At 60.8% G+C, this 13,216-nt stretch carries 15 protein-coding genes; 4 read left to right on the top strand and 11 right to left on the bottom strand.

All coding sequences use genetic code 11. The features are described from left to right. Positions 1-252 (top strand): hypothetical protein (locus WC683_07625; GenBank protein MFA4972468.1); only part of this gene is annotated, 252 nt, incomplete at its 5' end. Here the strand turns inward: WC683_07625 and WC683_07620 are convergent. After that, the gene (locus WC683_07620; protein ID MFA4972467.1) at positions 249-1,439 is read right to left on the bottom strand and encodes a tyrosine-type recombinase/integrase; all 1,191 of its coding nucleotides are present in this window, start codon (positions 1,437-1,439) and stop codon (positions 249-251) included. The genes WC683_07625 and WC683_07620 overlap by 4 nt on opposite strands. A 117-nt stretch (positions 1,440-1,556) precedes the next feature. Beyond that, positions 1,557-1,769, bottom strand: coding sequence for a DUF3006 domain-containing protein (locus WC683_07615; GenBank protein ID MFA4972466.1), 213 nt, complete (start codon positions 1,767-1,769; stop codon positions 1,557-1,559). Positions 1,770-1,862: 93 nt separating this feature from the next. On the opposite strand from WC683_07615, the gene WC683_07610 reads away from it, so the two are divergent. After that, on the top strand, positions 1,863-2,960 hold the full coding sequence (locus WC683_07610) for a transposase (GenBank protein MFA4972465.1): 1,098 nt from the start codon (positions 1,863-1,865) through the stop codon (positions 2,958-2,960). Between the two features lie 5 nt (positions 2,961-2,965). Here WC683_07610 and WC683_07605 read toward each other — a convergent pair whose 3' ends face one another. After that, on the bottom strand, positions 2,966-3,370 hold the full coding sequence (locus tag WC683_07605; protein ID MFA4972464.1) for an MBL fold metallo-hydrolase: 405 nt from the start codon (positions 3,368-3,370) through the stop codon (positions 2,966-2,968). 235 nt (positions 3,371-3,605) lie between these two features. On the opposite strand from WC683_07605, the gene WC683_07600 reads away from it, so the two are divergent. Together WC683_07600 and WC683_07595 are read left to right on the top strand one after the other, a co-directional pair. Beyond that, positions 3,606-4,205, top strand: coding sequence for a hypothetical protein (locus WC683_07600; GenBank protein ID MFA4972463.1), 600 nt, complete (start codon positions 3,606-3,608; stop codon positions 4,203-4,205). Positions 4,206-4,499: 294 nt separating this feature from the next. After that, positions 4,500-4,679: a hypothetical protein gene (locus WC683_07595; GenBank protein MFA4972462.1), complete on the top strand. Its 180-nt coding sequence runs from the start codon at positions 4,500-4,502 to the stop codon at positions 4,677-4,679. A gap of 252 nt (positions 4,680-4,931) precedes the next feature. On the opposite strand, the gene WC683_07590 is transcribed toward WC683_07595, so the two are convergent. The 8 genes from WC683_07590 to WC683_07555 are packed head-to-tail and all read right to left on the bottom strand — an operon-like array spanning position 4,932 to position 13,215. Then, positions 4,932-5,360, bottom strand: coding sequence for a hypothetical protein (locus WC683_07590; GenBank protein MFA4972461.1), 429 nt, complete (start codon positions 5,358-5,360; stop codon positions 4,932-4,934). Further along, positions 5,347-5,772, bottom strand: a complete 426-nt coding sequence (locus WC683_07585; protein MFA4972460.1) for a hypothetical protein — start codon at positions 5,770-5,772, stop codon at positions 5,347-5,349. Before WC683_07585 ends, WC683_07590 begins: the two co-directional genes overlap by 14 nt. Position 5,773: 1 nt before the next feature. Continuing rightward, positions 5,774-6,202 (bottom strand): hypothetical protein, encoded by a 429-nt coding sequence (locus tag WC683_07580; GenBank protein MFA4972459.1) that lies wholly within the window; start codon positions 6,200-6,202, stop codon positions 5,774-5,776. Then, on the bottom strand, positions 6,202-6,678 hold the full coding sequence (locus tag WC683_07575) for a hypothetical protein (GenBank protein MFA4972458.1): 477 nt from the start codon (positions 6,676-6,678) through the stop codon (positions 6,202-6,204). Before WC683_07575 ends, WC683_07580 begins: the two co-directional genes overlap by 1 nt. Before the next feature lie 42 nt (positions 6,679-6,720). Further along, the gene (locus WC683_07570) at positions 6,721-7,923 is read right to left on the bottom strand and encodes a hypothetical protein (protein MFA4972457.1); all 1,203 of its coding nucleotides are present in this window, start codon (positions 7,921-7,923) and stop codon (positions 6,721-6,723) included. Then, on the bottom strand, positions 7,920-10,079 hold the full coding sequence (locus tag WC683_07565; GenBank protein MFA4972456.1) for a siphovirus ReqiPepy6 Gp37-like family protein: 2,160 nt from the start codon (positions 10,077-10,079) through the stop codon (positions 7,920-7,922). The genes WC683_07570 and WC683_07565 overlap by 4 nt, the downstream gene beginning before the upstream one ends. 3 nt (positions 10,080-10,082) lie before the next feature. After that, positions 10,083-10,937 carry a phage tail family protein gene (locus WC683_07560; protein MFA4972455.1) on the bottom strand — a complete coding sequence of 285 codons (855 nt, stop codon included), beginning with the start codon at positions 10,935-10,937 and terminating at the stop codon, positions 10,083-10,085. A gap of 1 nt (position 10,938) precedes the next feature. Next, positions 10,939-13,215 carry a hypothetical protein gene (locus tag WC683_07555; GenBank protein ID MFA4972454.1) on the bottom strand — a complete coding sequence of 759 codons (2,277 nt, stop codon included), beginning with the start codon at positions 13,213-13,215 and terminating at the stop codon, positions 10,939-10,941. Position 13,216 lies beyond the last annotated feature (1 nt).

Below are 13,216 nucleotides of genomic sequence, written 5' to 3'. Positions count from 1 at the left end.
CGACGATTGCAGGAGGTTGCCGACCGCGAAGAAGAGGGGAATGTTTCGCGGCTTGTGGCAAAGATTCTTACCCTCTATTTCAATAACCGAGAATGTGCTGATGTCGCCATGATCGATTACGAAAAATTAGTCGCCACGTTGGTCAACAGCGCTGAATTCCGCGACCTCATGGCGGCAATCGTCCGGGAGAACGCACGCAAAGAAGCCGAGTCAGCGACAAAAGAGTTCATCGCCGAACGGTTCAAGGATTAACCTCTCTTCCCCAATTCCGCCAGCAGATCCTTTTTCAGCGCCTCGTAGAACGGGTCGCGCTTCGCGTCCTCGAGGCGCGCTTCGAACGTCGCCTTCGCATCCTCTGATAACGGTTCGCCGCAGGTGCACCAGGCATCGGTCGCGAGCCGCGGCTGCTGGCAGTGCGGGCAGACGATATGCTGCAGCTTCCGGGCGGCCGCCACCTCCTCCTTCGCTGTCACCGGCAGGCCGGCAGCCTCGCGGGCCGTGCGGTCCATGTAGGAGCGGTCGAGATGGGTATAGCGGTCGATCATCCGGGTCTTTAAAGATCCCCAGCCCCGCAGCATGATGAACGGCATCGGCACGTGGTCGTCCATATCGTGCGTCGTCCGGGTCGGCCGGAAGATCGACGGCATCACGGGGATACCGGTCTTGTTCCTGATTGCCTGGATGCGGTGGTCCATCGCCCGTTTCGTCATCTTGCGGTGCTTCCCCTGATGTACGTTCAGGGTCACGAAGACCGGGTTCTCCCCTGCAGGATCGCCCGGGTACTCGTTCTTCCAGGCATAGAGATAGGGCAGCGCAAACGCCAGCGGCACGTAGCGTTCGATGCCGGTCTTCGCGTTCGTGATAAAATGCGCGGTCTCGCCTGTCACCTGGATAGCGCCCCACGTGAGCGCCAGCACCTCGGAGGGCCGGTTCGCGCCATCGTAGACCATCGCGACGAAACAGCGGTCCCGCGTGCACGTGCAGGCGGCCAGCACCGCGAGGACCTGGTCTTTGGTGAGGATATCCTCGGGTCCTTTGCACTTCCACTCGCCGTCGGGCAGACGTGCTTTCCGGATCTTCGCGGCATCGAGGTCCGGGCGCTGCTCGGCATACCAGTCGCAGAAGACTTTGGTCGCCTGGACCATTGCTCGTCTATAGTTCGGTTTGTACTGCGGCAGGGATCGGATCGCGTCGATCGTCCGGAGGAGGTCGAGCGTCGATGCCGTCTCGAGGCTCCTGCCTGTGGTGGCGTGGAGTTGCTGGAGGATCCGGTACAGGTGGCTCCCCCGCACCGCGAGGAAGTGCGGCGAGGGGCCGTGCAGGACCTTGTATTCGGTCAGGTAGGCGAGCAGGGTATCGGCTTCGGTCGGCGACAGGATCCCGGTGCGGGCCTGTCCGGCGAGGTAGGCGGTCGTATTCGTGAGTTGATCTGATGCCATCGATGCACCTCATATCAGCTGGATGACCGGGAGCCATGACGTTAGATCAGCAGGGCTCCAGGGTGTGCTTCTCGAGACTCAGCCCGAGTGCTGATAAGGGGATCGGGTATGCACCGGCTACTTTTTGTTCTTCAGCTTCTCGATGAGCGACGATACCCGCTGCTTCGCGGCATCCGTCTCCGTCTCGTCCTTGGTGATCGTGAGGTCGACGATATCGCCCTCGCAGATCCCCGGCGCGAGCACGGACGGGATCTCTACCTTCACGCCCTCGTCCACGCGGAGGAGGAGGACCAGGATCCCCTCTTCGATTCGATCGACTGTGAACTTCATTATACGTGCAGCGCGGAGACCCTGGTGTTTATGCCGGGAGGGGCGCGTCTGCGTGTCACCTCCAAAACCTTTTTCGTGTAATATACAGAACATATGAGTGTGATACGCTCGGTTACGGTCAAACTCCAGCTGCTCCCTTGCGGAGCTTCGGCATTGCGTGACACAATGCGAGCGTACACTGAAGCGTTCACCGCGTCGGCACGGTGGGGGTTTGCGAACCACACTTATAACAAGGTGCGAAACCATGCTGCCACGTACCGCGATGTTCGGACTTCGATACCGAATCTCCCTTCGTCGCTGGTGCAGGGGGCTCGAGATTGCGCGTGTGATGCGCTGAAAGCCACCAAATGCACACGGCTTCCAGAACGCCGACCGTTCGCCGCCATCCGGTACAACCAGCGGGTCGTCCGGGTAAGTCTGTTGCACGGCTTCGCGTCGATTGCCACCACCAGCGGCAGAGTCCGTGCAGAGTTCACGCTGCCGGACTGTTACCGCCAGTACGTCGAGGGAACGATTAAAAGTTCGACACTCTCGTACACCAACCGGCATTTTTACCTCCATGTCCAGATAGAACTGCCAACCCCAAACCAAACCGATATCGTTCGCGTCCTCGGGATCGACCGGGGCATGAAGAACGTCGCGGTCTGTTCTGACAGTTCCTTCTTCAACGCCCGCACGACCCGTGCCATCAGGGGACGGCACCAGCATCTTCGGGCAGACCTTCAGTCGAAAGGCACTCGATCCGCCAAACGCAAATTGAAACGCCTGAGCGGGCGAGAAAGACGGTTTATGACTGATATCAACCATTGCATCTCGAAACAGATTGCTAATTCCGAGTACACGATCTTCGCGCTCGAAGACCTGTCGAAGATCCGGGTCCAGAAGCGGCGAGGTACAGAGTTCAATCGGAACCTGAATGGCTGGAGTTTCTACCAGCTCGAACAATTCCTCCGGTATAAATCCGAATCGCTTGGCAAGTCCGTGGTTCTCGTGGACGCCCGATACACCTCGCAGAAATGCTCGAAATGCGGGCACGTCTACAAGGGGAACCGTCACGGTTCCCAATTCATCTGCCGTAACTGCGGATTCGAACTCCATGCTGACCTCAACGCTGCTCGGAACATCGCCCACGCCGGTATATCTGGTGTAGGCAGGCTGCCTGTCAACCAGCCGAATGTAGCGTGTCTCTGACATAGTTACAAGCCACCCGATTTAACGGGTGGCAGTTGACACGTCGACGTCGTGTGCGGATACCCGATATCGATGAACTCCTTGACGGGGAAGGCCGCTAGGACGGCTGCCATGCCGCCGATATGATCCTCGTGGGGATGCGTCGCGACCACGACGTCGAGGGACGTGATGCCGAGGTCTCGGAGCGTGGAGACCACGGAAGATCCTGCCGATGTCGGGCCAGCGTCGACGAGCATGGTCTTCCCGGATGCGGATTGCAGGAGGATCGCGTCACCTTGGCTGACGTCGAGGAACCGGACGACGAGCGACCCTGTGACAGGTATCGCGGCCGTTGGAATGGTGGCGGTCGTCATTGTCGTGAGTGGGGCCGCGACCGTGGCGAAGCCCCCGACGGTAGATGGGGTGGACACCGGGGCCGTAGTAGTCGACGCACCTCCGGTGATGGTCGCCGGGTGCTGCGTCGACGTGCACCCCGCCGCGAGGATGCAGACGGCTATCAGGAGGAGGGCGACCGCACGAGAATAAGCCATGCGCGAACCTGAGCGGAGCAAGCCGAAAAACATTGCGATATACCCTAATACTATTTATGAACTCCCGATTTATTTTCAGCAAAGAATTGTCATGCAGACCGTGTGAGGGGAAAAAATGTACTGGTATAGAATTCGGAGGAAGGTTTGGGCGGGTTTATTGATATTGATTGTCGGATCTATCGCTTTACCGCCACTTATATCATCATCATATGCATGGTTGGGATGGCCGCCGTTGTATGTAGCGGATATGATGACCACAGCCGCAGGATCAGCAAATGAGATGCTTTTCGGTGCACTAATCGCGTCGCTCGTTGGATTCGTCTTCGCGGCAGAAACCGCAGCGACCCAACAACAAGATGAGATCCGGAGGATTGCTACCGGATTTCTCTACGAAACCAGAGAAATTCAAGCACGGTTCAAAGCTGCAAACATCATCGATGGGAAGACCTATGCGCAGTTCTTAGCCTCACCAATACAGATCTATTCAGGTTCGGGTCTTTATTTTATTCTTCAAAAAGAAATTTATTCTCTGGATAAAGAGATTATCGACCTCATTTTGAGGGTATATCCAAATATTATTCTGTTTTCACAATATCAACGAGATCCTAAGAGAAGCTTTTATGGTAGAGATTTCATGGAACGGCTTAAACAGATCGATGAAGACCTCGATCGGTTGATACCGCTGCTTGTACGGGCAAGCGAGCAGGGGATGTGAACCCCTGCCTCCAAGGGGTGTCGAGAAAAAGGACTCTATATTTTTTATCCCCGCGTCACGCTCGCGGTCCGCTTGACTCGCTTCTGCACATCCGTGGGGACGGATATCTCCAGGGAATGAACGTCGCTCCCGCTGCAATAATCTCAGGATAAGAAGGAAAAAATTATAGCCGCACGCCTGTTGCATCGTCTACGCACAGGGCGAATGTACGAAAACCTTATTTTTTGAGACCCATTACTACCACGTATAATGAATTATGCCGCCCGTAAGCTGGTAACGATCTCGGCGTCGGCCGTGATCGGCGTGATCGTCCTGATTGCCTGGATCGTCTTCTCCCCTATCACTGATATGTTCGTTGAATCGCTGGGACCGATTGCCTATGTTCCCCTGGGTCTGCTGGCATTCTTCGTCTGGTATTCGGCCTCGGATCACGTTTGGGTCGCTACTGGTGGAGATAAAAAAGAGAGCGGTTAGAATCAGTATGGGGTGCTGCCTTTCGGCACGAAATTCGCGGGTCCGTTGCCACTAACCTGCTCATAATCGCTGATCCGCTGATGTTTACCCTTTAATGCGTCCCCCCTCCAGTTTCCCTATCCGTATCTTGAGATCGTCAATCTGTGCCTGCAGGGATTGTGGGGAGGGGGTTTCCGCCCCTTCATACTCAATCTGTCGGTATCCCTGCTCGTTGATGAAATCCTTGGTTTTTGTCATTTCTGGCATACGTTCTCACCACGCTAAGACCTGCTGGACCACCAGCTGGTAGAAATCGGTACTGGCATTGTGCCCCTCCACCCGGATCTGTACAACGTTAAGCCCTTTCAGGAAGGTCAGCCCCGAAATGGTGGATGTCCCCACCCCATGATCCGCCTTGTAGCAGTCAACAGCATCAGCTACGGCTACCCCATTCAGGTAGATGCGGGCATTCCCCATACAGGGCCCCTGGCCTAATCGGACGTACAAGGTAGTCTCTTTTCCGCTGCAGACCAAATTGCAGAAGATCGAGGACCCATTATAGTCTTTATCATCCAGCCCGAATCCCGCATTACATCTCCTGATGATGTAGTTCTCCTCATCCCAGTTGTACATGGCGCGATCAAAAATGCCCTGGGTGATCAGGGGGACATCCAGCCCGTCAATCTCGTTAATGGGCTGCACACCACATCACCTTCGCCACCCAATCCTTGGCTGAGGGGTTCTTCCCTACCACCGTCACCCGCACAGTATTCAGACCACTCCGGAAACTGATGCCTGGTACATTGATCGTCACAAACTGCCTGGGTGCGGCTTTGTAGGTGTCATAATCATTGATGACCACCACCCCGTTGAGCGTCACATCAATGATGGCCCCACAGGGGTTTTTATCGGCCCCCACGTCCAGCATGGTCTCTGATCCTGTCAGGTACAGGTCAAATTCGCTATACCTCCCTTCACCATTGATAGTTCCTACCGAGACACAGATAGACAATCCAGGTTCTATCCGTATCCCCTGGGCTGAGTAGTACCGATCTGCCTGGTCCTTGAACCGTGCCAGAGGAAAGCCAATTGCCATGCCATCCACTTCGGACATCTCACGTCCCCCTGGCATAGCAGGCCCCGGTAAAGATGGCATACCCACTCGACAGGGGATTCTTGCCATTAGCTTTGATCCGCAGGATGTTCCGGCCTGCCTTGAGGGTCACGGGGTAGAGATGCACGTACCGTATACCAGATGCAGCATACTGATCCAGCCCTGCGGCGACCAAGGTACCGTTGAGGTAACAGTCTACGATTGCTGCATTGGTTCGTTTTGCCAGAGGGGTAAAGACCCGTTTTTCACCCCCCTTGCAGTTCACGGCATACTCAAGGTAATTCCCATCCCCCTGGTTGACGTAAAATCCTATACCTCCTCCCACCCAGAGGAGAGGGGTCGCTGCCCCTGATGCCAGGTACGCTCCATCGGGATAGCCAAAGTGCTGTGTAGGGTATTTCACCTGCCGCTGGTTGATTTCAGTGCCCATCATAGCGCCCGTAGATATGCCGTGATCTCATGAGCTGTCGTCGCCCCGGCTCCTCCTTCGGTCCACTTGATGCGAACAAAGGGCAAGACCAGGTTGACATTAAAGGTCTTGAGGGTGCTCGCAACTGTCGCCTCAGTGAGGATGGCGCGATAGGTTCCGTTCACGGTCGCACACTGCTGAATCTCCAGGCTTCCTGCCCGATCACAGAATACCCAGCCCGTGATGCGACAATACCTGCTAGCATCTTCGGCTGTCGAGGTATAGTTCCCACCCTGGGAAATGGCTCCCGAGTTGGAGCAATGGAGCTTCGCGACCGGTAGGCCGATCATAAGGTTCCCATCAGCATCAACGGACGTCGCGACCCCTCTAACCTTCGCGAGGTTGATATCGATATCCCCGTCCCCGGTCGACTGCGAGATCTGGACGACCGGTTCGTCGTAGAGAATTCCTGCAATCGTTCGCTGTACTGCCCGCACATGGGCTCCCAGAATGTTAATGATACTGTTAACCATAGTTCTCTACCCTCGCTCCCACCACGCATCGAGCGTTGCCGCCGTGGCGGTGACTTTGTAGTAGTAGCCGCTGGGCACGACGAACACCGTCCCGACCTTGTAGACGGCGTTCGCCCCGCCGGCGGCAATCGTCCAGGCCGATCCATTTGCGCTGATCCACGCCTGGAAATACCCGCTCCCCGTGCCGTCGAGCCCGACCTGCACGGTCCGCTCCCCGGCGCCGGTGTTCTGGTAGGACGAATTCAGGGCGCGGCTGCCCGTCTGGTTCACCATGCCCCCTTTGATGCCACCAGCTGACGCATCGAGGACATGGTTCAGCACGATCCCCGCGCTCCCGACCCGTTCCGATATGCTCGTCACTTTCAGATCGGACGCATTCGAGAAGACGTACAGATCCGTCCAGCTGATCGGGTTCGCACCGGCAGCAGCATGCTTGACCGTGATAGCGTCCCCTGAATGGGACAGTTCAATAGCCCACGCCGGGGATCCTGTGGAGAGCCGGTTCCACGCGCTGCCCGTCCACGTCGCATTGACGCAGAGGTAGGTCTTCCCCGAGACCGCGATGATGTTCGTCGCCGCTCCGATAATCTCGTCCACATACCCTTTCGTCGCGACTTCCGTCGCGGCCCCCGGTGCCGGGAGGTTCGTGAGGGTATACGAACCCCCCATATCCTTGTCCTCCCGCACCGCGACCGATTCGAGCCCGACGGCATGGGGTTCGGCATACCCGCAGAGCGTCGCGTCCCACCGTTCGTCGGTGATGTTGCCTGCGACGATCGACGTCGCTCCTGCTGCCACGGCCACCTGCGCGAGACTGATCTCCCAGGTATCAGCAGTCTGCGTGAGTGAAGGAGCGGACGGCGACGCTGCCGGCGTCCCCGCAAGCACCACGGCCCCGACCGTCCGGCCCGAGAGCACGTCGAGCCGCAGGATGATGCGGTCGATACGGGGCAGGGTCGGGTTCGCCGCCCCGATCGTCAGCGTCTTGGCTGCATCGTTCTCATACCAGTACCCCTGCACCCACGCCCAGCCGGTCGCGAGTGATACGCTCATCCCGGCAGGGCTCGATGCCGAGACCGCGAGTTCGGAATCCACGCCTTCAAATACGCCGTCACGGAGCAGCCGCTTCCAGACCGCGGCCATTGCCAGCTGGTCGTACTCGCGGGTGTCCCCGACCGCGCTCCCAAAAAATCCATGGTTTTCTGTCATCGTCGTACCTCTGCGTCTGCTTTCCTGGAGACCGCCCGCAGGACTCGCACGAGGTCCGGCGCCTCCGTCCCGAGCGTTGCCGTTACGGTCGTGCCGGACCCCGCATCCCATTCCTCGCGCACCTGGACGATTCGGGCGTCGAGACTCGCCACGCCGTCATACTCGACATGCACGATATCACCGAGATCCCAGTCCTCGCGGTAGGTGTAGGGGCCGCCGGAGAGGATCTGCGCTTCCAGCGAGACCGTGCCCGTGACCTCTTCGGCCCGCTGCGCACCCCTGATGAGCAGGGCGTTACTTTCTGCCAGATCACGGGCGTCTGTGAAGGACTCACGGCGGGATACCCCGATCCCGTCGCCGAGATCGTACTCGATGCGGGCCAGCCGCCATGCAAGTGTCTGCGGGTCCGTGCCCGCCTTCCCCGCAACCATGGCGAGGTAGGAGATGGCCGACGGATCGAGGGTTCCCGAGAGCTCCGAGAACGCTGCCAGCGGGATCGCCACCTCGCAGTAGTCGGTCCCGACAACGAGATCGGTGGCCTGCGTCAGGACCCGCGACCAGGTCCGCGAGGTCCACGACCCGCTGCTCGAGAGGATCACCGTCAGCTGCACAAGATCGGCGGGATCGCTGTACTGCACCTCGAGGACGAGGATCCCGTTCTCTCGGGTGAGGCCCGGACAGGCGACTGCAGACGGCAGAACCATCTCCGCCCAGATCGTCACGGTTCCGGTAGCCGTCACCTCGGCGTCCTGGATGCTGCGAACCATTGGCCCGCCATACGCTACCACCTCGCGGTCGCCCCCCTCGCCCTGCCCGCCGAGATAGTTCACCGTCTGGGTGCGGGTGCTCTCGGTATACCCGGTCACGAGCGCCGTGCCGAGTACGGTCGAGAAGATGGCCCGTGCGTTCTCGGTCTGCGCGAACGTGCGGTCGTAGCCCCGCTGCACCGTGAGGGCTGCCTGGAACGTGCTGAAATCAAACGGCACGCTCCACCCAAGACCGGTCGCGAGCGCGATCTCCTCCAGGATAGCGGCGAGCTGCTGGAATCGTGCGGCATAGGTGCACGAGGACCCGCGGTGGTTGTTGGCCGCGAGGGTCAGGAACGGCACGCCGCGCCGGGCGTCTGCCGGGTTGATCGCGTTCGCGTCGACGAAATGGTGCATCAGGGTCTCGCCGTCGCCCGTGCGTTCATCGTAGCCGTCGCCGGTCGCCGTTGCATCGAGCGCGATCCGCCCGGTCTCGCCGAGCAGCGCACCGAGATCCCTTCCCGACACTTTCCAGGTCTCGGACGGTTTGCCGTCCCGCGTCATCTGGAGCGTGCGGGTCTCGATGATGCCGAGCCGCCGGTTGCCGTCGACCGAGACCATGATCATCTGCCCCGGTACGAGATCATAGGCACCCGTCGCGGACCGGTGGACGATCAGTTCCCACTCGTCGGGCCGGCGCCAGTTCCGCGTCCACGCGAGGTACTGGAAATTGTCGAGGGCTGCCACCGGGTAGAGGGGCGAAGGTTCGGCGGCATACGTCACGAGACTGTCGGCAGCCGCAGCCGTTTCGGCATCCGTCCACGCCGTCGACGCGACGTGCCCGGCATACCGGGCCATCACGGCATCCGCCGGATCGGACCCCGTCTCGCCGACGTAGCTGGTGTTGTCGGCATGCAACGGGTCGTGGTAGAGATACAGCGCCGTGTCGATGCCCGCGGGCAGCAGGGGCACGCGCACCCGGAGCGTCGCGGTCTTTGCCACGGGGTCCCATGCCACGACCTCGACAGAGTGCTGCGTCATGCCGTCATCAGCGGTGACGGCGATCTTCAGGGACGACGATCCGAGGTCGGTCAGGATCCCTGCAAGGTTCGTATTCGTGATCCCTGCTGCCGCCGAGAGGTGGAGTTCGAGCGGGAAATCGTAGAGCGGCGTATCGATCTGCGTCCCGTCCACGACCACCATGACCGGCGCCCGGGTCCACCCGGGCAACCGCCCATGGTCGGCCGCGAGCACCATGACCCGCGGGATCGCGGGGAGCGTGATCGTCGGGATGCTGACTGCCGGGACCGCTCCGCCGACGGGTGCCGGGAGCAGGTATGGGTATCCGATCCCGGCGTAGGCCGAGGTCGTGCCGCCGACCGGGGCCGGGATACCGTAGCAGAGGCCCATCGCTCACACTCCCGCGTACCGGTGCCGCCAGCCGATCACGACTTCGGCGGACCCCGATTCACCGCTCGATGCATACGAAACTTCGTTCGCGCCCGGCTGGAGCTGCCAGAACTCGGAGTCGACCGTGATATAGCGCATGGCGTTCGTCTCGACCCCGAGCGCATCGGTGAGCGTGGCCGCGATCGAGCCATAGACCGTCGAGATCACGAGGGTTTCGCCGGCAGCAATATCCAACACGAGCGCGATCGTCTGGTCTGTCGTAAGGTTCTCGATGGACGGGTTGGTGACGGGCCCGGTGATCGTGATGAGCACGGGCGTAGCGAGATCCCCCTTGTTCCGGATGATCGCCGATGCGCCGACCGTGCCGAGGTCGAGCGGAAGCTCGAACGGGATCGTCATGCCCCCCTCGAACGAGTTCATGTGCTGCTCTTCCCCGACGGGATCGTACCAGGTAGGATCGGGCGCGAGCAGGTCGAGGTAGAACCTCATGTGGAACGTGCTCTGGTTGCCGGCATCCCCGACGAAGCGCGGCGTACCGGAATCCGCGACACAGGCGATCACGTAAGCCGTCCCGTCGTCCTGCGTCCAGGTGAGCGTGCCTTCCCCGATCAGGGCGGCAATCAGGATGCGGCGCATAGCGAAGAGATCCTGCCGTGTCTCCGCGACGAGCACGGCACGGATCGACAGCTCGCGCTGCTCGTAGAGTGTGTCGAGGAGCGAGGAACCGATCTGCCCGACTGCTTTCTGTGTCTGGTGTGTGCGGGCCGGACCGGCGAACCCGGTCCACGACTCCAAGATAATCGATGGTTCGCGGAACTCAATAGTCGTGCCGTTCGCACCTTCCCAGGCAATCAGCACCTCATATCACCCCCTGGAGCGACGTGCCGAGGTCCTGGAGATTCTGCCGCTGGAGTTTTGCCGTCATCGCGGGATCGAGGGTCGTCGGTGCGTTGATCGTGAGGTTCTGGGTGACGGTGATGTTCTTCGAGGTCCCGCCGGTCATCGTGCCGTTCGCTGCCGTCACATTCCCCGCTGCTGCAGCGGGCAGCTCGAGCCCCTTGAGCTCGGGGACCGCGAGGGTCACGGTCGTGGTCGTCGGCGGAGTCCAGGACGCATTTCCTTCCGCGTCGTACTCGATGTTGTAGGTCTTCGCGAGGATCGGGTTCTCCTCGATGAACTTCTTGATCGTCGCCCAGTTGTTCATCGAAGTCTCCCCGTAGAGCTTCTCGGCTTCTGCCACCGCCATGAGATGCAGGGCCTGGAGCTGTTCGCGCTCCGCGTTCGACTCCTGCATCTTCGCGGTCTCCTCGTCGATGGCCTTCTTGATCTCCTCGAGCCGCGTCTGCGCCGTTTTCACATCCTTGGTGCCCATCTCTGCGGCGACCTCGCTCTGCTCGACCACAAGTTCGGTCCGGCGGCGCTCGGCATCGCTCACGCCGTCGATGGCATCCGCGAGATCGAGGTCGGCCTTCGCGACGTTCCGCTTGAGGATCTCCATCGTCTTCTGCGCGTCCTCGTAGTCCGAGACGGTCTTGTAGTCGGTCGCATACATCTCGCGCTCGAAGTCGTCCCGCTCTTTGATCGCGTCCGCGAGTGCATCCTCGGCATCGGCCTGCCGGAGCTTCGACCGCGCGATCGTCCGGCTCTGATCGTCGAGATCCTCCTCGATGCCGAGGGCCCGGTCGATCGCCGTCTTGAGCTTGTCGTACTCGTCGGTGAGCTTGTTCACGGCGTTCTGGTGGTTGTAGTACGCCTGGTCGGCCTTCTCCATCTCGGCCGTCACGGCATCGGCGAAATCTTTGACATCCGCCTTCTGCTCGAGGTACTGCGCGCCGAGGTCGGCGAGGGCCACCCGGCCCTGCCGGATCGTCTCGGTCGTCGCGCCGAGCGCTGCGGCAGTATCGCTCACCTGATACTCGAAGACCGCGCTGTCCCGGGCGGCCGCCCGCAGATCGGCAGCCATCTTCCGGAGCTCGTCGCCCGTCTTCGCGGCCATCGTCCGGGTATCGTTGAGTTCCCGATTCAGGTCGTCGAACCGCCGCGTCGCCGTCGCCGCCTCGATCGCGAGGGGGACCACGGCCGCCACGAGGAGCCCGATGCCGACGGCCACGAGTCCCGCCGGGTTCGCCGCGAGCGCAACCGTGAACCCTTTGGTGGCTGCCGTCGCCGCGAACGTCGTCGCCTGGTAGACTTTGTAGACTGCCACGAGTTTGCCGACGCTCTCGATCAGGGATCCCGTAACGAGAAGCACCGGGCCGACTGCAGCAGCAAGCGCGGCCGTCACGAGGATGAGGGACTTCGTGCCGTCCGATAGGTTCGCGAACCGTGCCACGAGATCTCGAACAATCTCGACGAGCTGCCGGGCATACGGCATCAGCTCCGCCCCGATAGCTTCCGCCTGCTCCTGCACGTCGGCCGTCAGGGCTTTCAGCTGCCCGCTGAACGTGCCCGCGTTCCTGGCGGCTTCCCCGTGCACGTCCGCCGTCTTCGCCAGGATGAGGTTGAGGCGTGCCTGCGCCTTCTCGAGCTCGGTCGCTTTCTCGATGCCGCCCTCGACGCCCATCGAGAGCAGCTCCTGTTTCATTGCGTCGTCCGTGAGCACGATGCCGTACCGGCGGAGCGCCTCGGTCCCGCCGAGCACGGCTTTCTGGAGGGTGGCGAGCGCGTCGTCGTCAGCGACGTTATAGAAGGCCGCGAAGTCGAGGGCGAGTTCGGTGATCTGTTCGGACAGGCCGGCGGCAGCGGTCCGGGTCAGCCCGAGCGCGACCAGGCTCGCCTGCAGGGACCCGGCCATATCTTTGATGCTCGTCGTGGCCCGGCCGACGGAATCGCCGAGCGTCGTCGCCCAGGCCTCCGCCTCGTCGGCCATGCTGCCGAAGGCGACGCGGAACCTGCCGTCGACCTCCTCGGCATCGCTCGCGAGTTTGATGCTTGCCGCGCCTGCTGCCGCGAGGGGTGCGGTGATCCACGTCGACCACTCTTTGCCGACGGCCATCAGGTCCTTGCCGATATCCGTGAACTGTCCGGCGATCTGCTCGGTATCCTTGATGGCTTCCTCGTAGGATTTCTTCAGGCCCTCGATGTCCCCGACGACCTCGACGCCGATCTTCCGGATGAGGGTGTAATCACCGGCCATA

The sequence above is a fragment of the bacterium genome (assembly GCA_041648665.1).
Lineage (GTDB): Bacteria > UBA10199 > UBA10199 > 2-02-FULL-44-16 > JAAZCA01 > JAFGMW01.
The sequence above is the reverse complement of the archived record's forward strand: the minus strand, read 5'-3'. Positions and strand labels throughout refer to the sequence as shown.

Excerpts from the sequence above, each read along its gene's own strand:
- WC683_07620 (MFA4972467.1), bottom strand. The coding sequence starts at position 1,439 with ATGGCATCAGATCAACTCACGAATACGACCGCCTACCTCGCCGGACAG.
- WC683_07615 (MFA4972466.1), bottom strand. The coding sequence starts at position 1,769 with ATGAAGTTCACAGTCGATCGAATCGAAGAGGGGATCCTGGTCCTCCTC.
- WC683_07610 (MFA4972465.1), top strand. The coding sequence starts at position 1,863 with ATGAGTGTGATACGCTCGGTTACGGTCAAACTCCAGCTGCTCCCTTGC.
- WC683_07600 (MFA4972463.1), top strand. The coding sequence starts at position 3,606 with ATGTACTGGTATAGAATTCGGAGGAAGGTTTGGGCGGGTTTATTGATA.
- WC683_07585 (MFA4972460.1), bottom strand. The coding sequence starts at position 5,772 with ATGTCCGAAGTGGATGGCATGGCAATTGGCTTTCCTCTGGCACGGTTC.
- WC683_07580 (MFA4972459.1), bottom strand. The coding sequence starts at position 6,202 with ATGGGCACTGAAATCAACCAGCGGCAGGTGAAATACCCTACACAGCAC.
- WC683_07570 (MFA4972457.1), bottom strand. The coding sequence starts at position 7,923 with ATGACAGAAAACCATGGATTTTTTGGGAGCGCGGTCGGGGACACCCGC.
- WC683_07565 (MFA4972456.1), bottom strand. The coding sequence starts at position 10,079 with ATGGGCCTCTGCTACGGTATCCCGGCCCCGGTCGGCGGCACGACCTCG.
- WC683_07555 (MFA4972454.1), bottom strand. The coding sequence starts at position 13,215 with ATGGCCGGTGATTACACCCTCATCCGGAAGATCGGCGTCGAGGTCGTC.